General features: G+C 68.6%; 5 protein-coding genes. 1 reads left to right on the top strand and 4 read right to left on the bottom strand.

All coding sequences use genetic code 11. The features are described from left to right. Positions 1–140: 140 nt before the first annotated feature. From IJH84_RS25665 to IJH84_RS25680, 4 genes are all read right to left on the bottom strand, one after another. Positions 141–1,052 (bottom strand): 5'-3' exonuclease, encoded by a 912-nt coding sequence (locus IJH84_RS25665; protein ID WP_295149939.1) that lies wholly within the window; start codon positions 1,050–1,052, stop codon positions 141–143. A 65-nt stretch (positions 1,053–1,117) separates the two neighbouring features. Continuing rightward, positions 1,118–1,294, bottom strand: coding sequence for a DUF397 domain-containing protein (locus IJH84_RS25670; protein ID WP_295149932.1), 177 nt, complete (start codon positions 1,292–1,294; stop codon positions 1,118–1,120). 93 nt (positions 1,295–1,387) lie between these two features. Beyond that, the gene (locus IJH84_RS25675) at positions 1,388–1,564 is read right to left on the bottom strand and encodes a DUF397 domain-containing protein (protein WP_295149934.1); all 177 of its coding nucleotides are present in this window, start codon (positions 1,562–1,564) and stop codon (positions 1,388–1,390) included. Next, positions 1,561–2,472, bottom strand: coding sequence for a helix-turn-helix transcriptional regulator (locus tag IJH84_RS25680; protein ID WP_295149936.1), 912 nt, complete (start codon positions 2,470–2,472; stop codon positions 1,561–1,563). The genes IJH84_RS25675 and IJH84_RS25680 overlap by 4 nt, the downstream gene beginning before the upstream one ends. 322 nt (positions 2,473–2,794) lie before the next feature. On the opposite strand from IJH84_RS25680, the gene IJH84_RS25685 reads away from it, so the two are divergent. Further along, positions 2,795–3,109 (top strand): hypothetical protein, encoded by a 315-nt coding sequence (locus IJH84_RS25685; protein WP_200069658.1) that lies wholly within the window; start codon positions 2,795–2,797, stop codon positions 3,107–3,109. Positions 3,110–3,114 lie beyond the last annotated feature (5 nt).

The following is a 3,114-nucleotide window of genomic DNA, read 5'->3' on the forward strand; positions in this document are numbered from 1 at the left end:
GACGACGCGATAATCGCCGGAATTCGGGTGTTCGCCGCGACGTTATGAGCAGCGCTCGCCGAGCACCGGGGAAATCCCTCGTTCTCGATCCGTTCCGGCCCGGGGACCGCTCCGGCGAATGCTCGTGCAGCCCCGGCGTATCAGAAAGCGGCGGTGAGGCGTTCCAGCGGCCCGCCGAGGTTCCAGGTGCGGTCGAGTTCGGCGAGGCGGTCCGGGTCGGCCGCGGATCGCGGGAGCGGGTCGGGGCGGTCGAGGACGACCGGGGCGTCGCGGACCACGCGGACCACGGATGGGGCTGCGGCCAGGTATTCGGCGGAATCGGCGAGTTTGCCGCGCACTCGCGGGGTCAGCCGCTTGTCCCCGGCTTCGGCGGCGGAAAGCAGCGCGGCGAGCGAACCGAATTCGGTGATCAGCTTGGCGGCGGTCTTCTCGCCGATGCCCGCGACACCGGGCAGGCCGTCGGACGGATCGCCGCGCAGCACCGCCATTTCCGCGTAGGCGTCCCCGGCCCGGGAAGGATCGAGCGCGTAGCGCTCGGCGAGTTCGGCCGGGCCGTAGTTCTGCGCCTTCGCCAGCCCGCCGCCGACGTAGATCACCCGCACCGGCGCGGGCTCCGGCCGCACCAGCTGGAAAAGGTCGCGGTCGCCGGTGACGACTTCGACGGGGTCGGTGCGTTCCCGCTCGGCGAGCACTCCGATCACGTCATCGGCCTCGTAGCCCTCGGCTTCGGCGGTGGCGATGCCGAGCGCGTCGAGCACGTCGAGGATCACCGGGATCTGCGGGCTGAGCGTGTCCGGAACGTCCTCGGCGTCGGGATCTTCCTCGGCGACCCGGTGCGTCTTGTAGGTCGGCAGCGCGTCCACGCGGAACTGCGGCCGCCAGTCGTTGTCCAGGCAGGCGACGAGCCGCGTCGGCCGCCGCTCGGTGATGAGCTTGGCGAGCATGTCGCAGAACCCGCGCACCGAGTTCACCGGCGTCCCGTCCGGCGCGGTCAGCGACTCCGGCAGCGCGTAGTACGACCGGAACCACAGCCCGGCGGCGTCGATCAGCATGAGAGATCCCGTCACGACCTCACCCTGTCACGCCGCCCCGACGGCCGCCCCGGAGCCCGCAGCGCTCACGGCGCGTCGAAGCGTCCCTGCCGGATGGCGGTCAACAGCGTCGGAACGTCGACAGGCAGAGTCGGTCCCTGCGGGTCCTTGGAGTCGCGCACTCGGCCGCGGGGGACGGACAGTTCGACGCATTCGCCGTTGGGGTGCGTGTAGCTGGACTTCTGCCAGTGGACCTCGCTCATGTTCGCCTCTCCTGTTCTCCGATAACCCCAACGAGCGGCCGTCGCGAGCCGGTGAGCGGTGCCGTCGTGGCCGCTCACCGGCTCGGCGTGCGTTCACCGGCGGTCGAAGCGTCCCTGCCGGATGGCGGTGAGCAACGTCGGGACTTCGACGGGCAGCGTTGGGCCGTCCGGGTCCTTGGAGTCGCGCATCCGGCCGCGCGGAATGGACAGTTCGACGCAGTTGCCGTTCGGGTGGGACCGGCTGGTCTTTTGCCAGCGCACTTTGCTCATGTTTGGCTCTCCCATTCTTGGTGCGCCTGCTTCAGCAAGCCTAGCGAGTCGGTCGTGTCGAAGGCAACGTTGCGAATTTCGGCCAGTGCCTTCTGGTGTTCGTTGACATCGTGCTCGGCTGGGATGAAAGCTCCCGAATTGTAATGCTCGAAGTAGACTACCGATGGCGCGTCCGGGAATTCGTAGAGCACGAATGGACCGAGTAGACCGGGGTGCCAGCCGGTGCGCAGCGGCACCACGCGGACCGTGATGTTCGGCCGCTCGCTCATCTCGATGAGGTGGGCGAATTGCTCGGCCATGACGCCGGGTGCGGCCAAGCGCTGGTAGAGCACGGCTTCGCTGATGATGCCCTCGAACCGCACCGGATCTTCGCGAGTGAGCACCTCGCTCCGCCCGGCGCGGACCATCATGCGGACGTCTTCCTCGTGCTGCGGCAGCTTGACCGCGCGCATGGTGGATTTCATCAAGTCCGGTGTTTGCAACAAGCCGGGCACGATCATCGGCGCCCACTCCGTGATCGCGCTCGCCGCCCGCTCGCTCTCGATGGCTCCGGCGAGTTGCTGCGGGATGCCCGCGAGCCCGACGGTGAGCCAGTTCGGTTCGGCGGTGTTGCGGGCGAGGTCGAGGATGCGTTCCCGGTCGCCGGACGGCACCCGCAGCGCGGCCAGGATCATGGCGACGGTCTCGATGCTCGGCACCCGGCTGCCGTTCTCCCAATGTGACAATTGGGTGTGCGAAAGTTCCAGTTGACGGGAGAGTGCGCGCAACCCGACTCCGCTCGCGCGGCGGGTTTCCCGCAATGCGGCGGACAGCGCCCTCGCCCGGGGCGTACCTGCGGTTCTGCTCATGTTGATTCCGTTTCTCCGGGCAGCGCCGATAGCGGCACCGATGCGCGGGCCGATGATCACGCGAACGCAGCATTGGTGTTGCCGCGGCGCTGACAGTCATGCTGATCGAGCAAACAGTTCCGGCGAACGTCGGCAAAACCATACCGGCATGGTTCCGGCGTTCGAGCACCACCCTTGCGGAAAACTCACGTCACATGACTGAATTCAGCTCGGAGGAGCAACGATGAATATTCCCGGCTCGCGATTCGGGCACCACCATCCTGATGCCGTCCCGACGCGGTGCAGGTGCCCGAACCGCACCGCGGGCGCCGCCCCGCGCCACGCCCGAGCGTTGTCAGATGATTGTCACTCCCGGCCCGTGCACGCTCATAGAGTCGGACGCATGGACATCCAAGATGCCGCCGCGGGCGCGGGCGGCGTGTCCGCTGAGGGGATCGAATGGGCGTGGATGGCACCGGTGCGGGGGTCCCGGTGGCATCTGGTCTCGCGCGATGAGTGGGGCCCGGTCCTCGTCGCGAAGTGCGGCTACCCGCTGTGCGGCCAGGTGGACCGGGTGCTGACCGGTTCGCCGCAGCGCGGACCGCTGCTGGAGGGGGAGCAGCGGTCCGTGTGCACGTCCTGCCTGACCGCGGACGACGAGATCGCACCGCCGGACGACGAACTCGTGTGGCCGCCCGAACCCGCGGCTTGCGGCTGACCGAC

The sequence above is a fragment of the Saccharopolyspora sp. genome, from assembly GCF_017434145.1.
GTDB lineage: Bacteria > Actinomycetota > Actinomycetes > Mycobacteriales > Pseudonocardiaceae > Saccharopolyspora_C > Saccharopolyspora_C galaxeae.

Excerpts from the sequence above, each read along its gene's own strand:
- IJH84_RS25665 (WP_295149939.1), bottom strand. The coding sequence starts at position 1,052 with ATGCTGATCGACGCCGCCGGGCTGTGGTTCCGGTCGTACTACGCGCTG.
- IJH84_RS25675 (WP_295149934.1), bottom strand. The coding sequence starts at position 1,564 with ATGAGCAAAGTGCGCTGGCAAAAGACCAGCCGGTCCCACCCGAACGGC.
- IJH84_RS25670 (WP_295149932.1), bottom strand. The coding sequence starts at position 1,294 with ATGAGCGAGGTCCACTGGCAGAAGTCCAGCTACACGCACCCCAACGGC.
- IJH84_RS25685 (WP_200069658.1), top strand. The coding sequence starts at position 2,795 with ATGGACATCCAAGATGCCGCCGCGGGCGCGGGCGGCGTGTCCGCTGAG.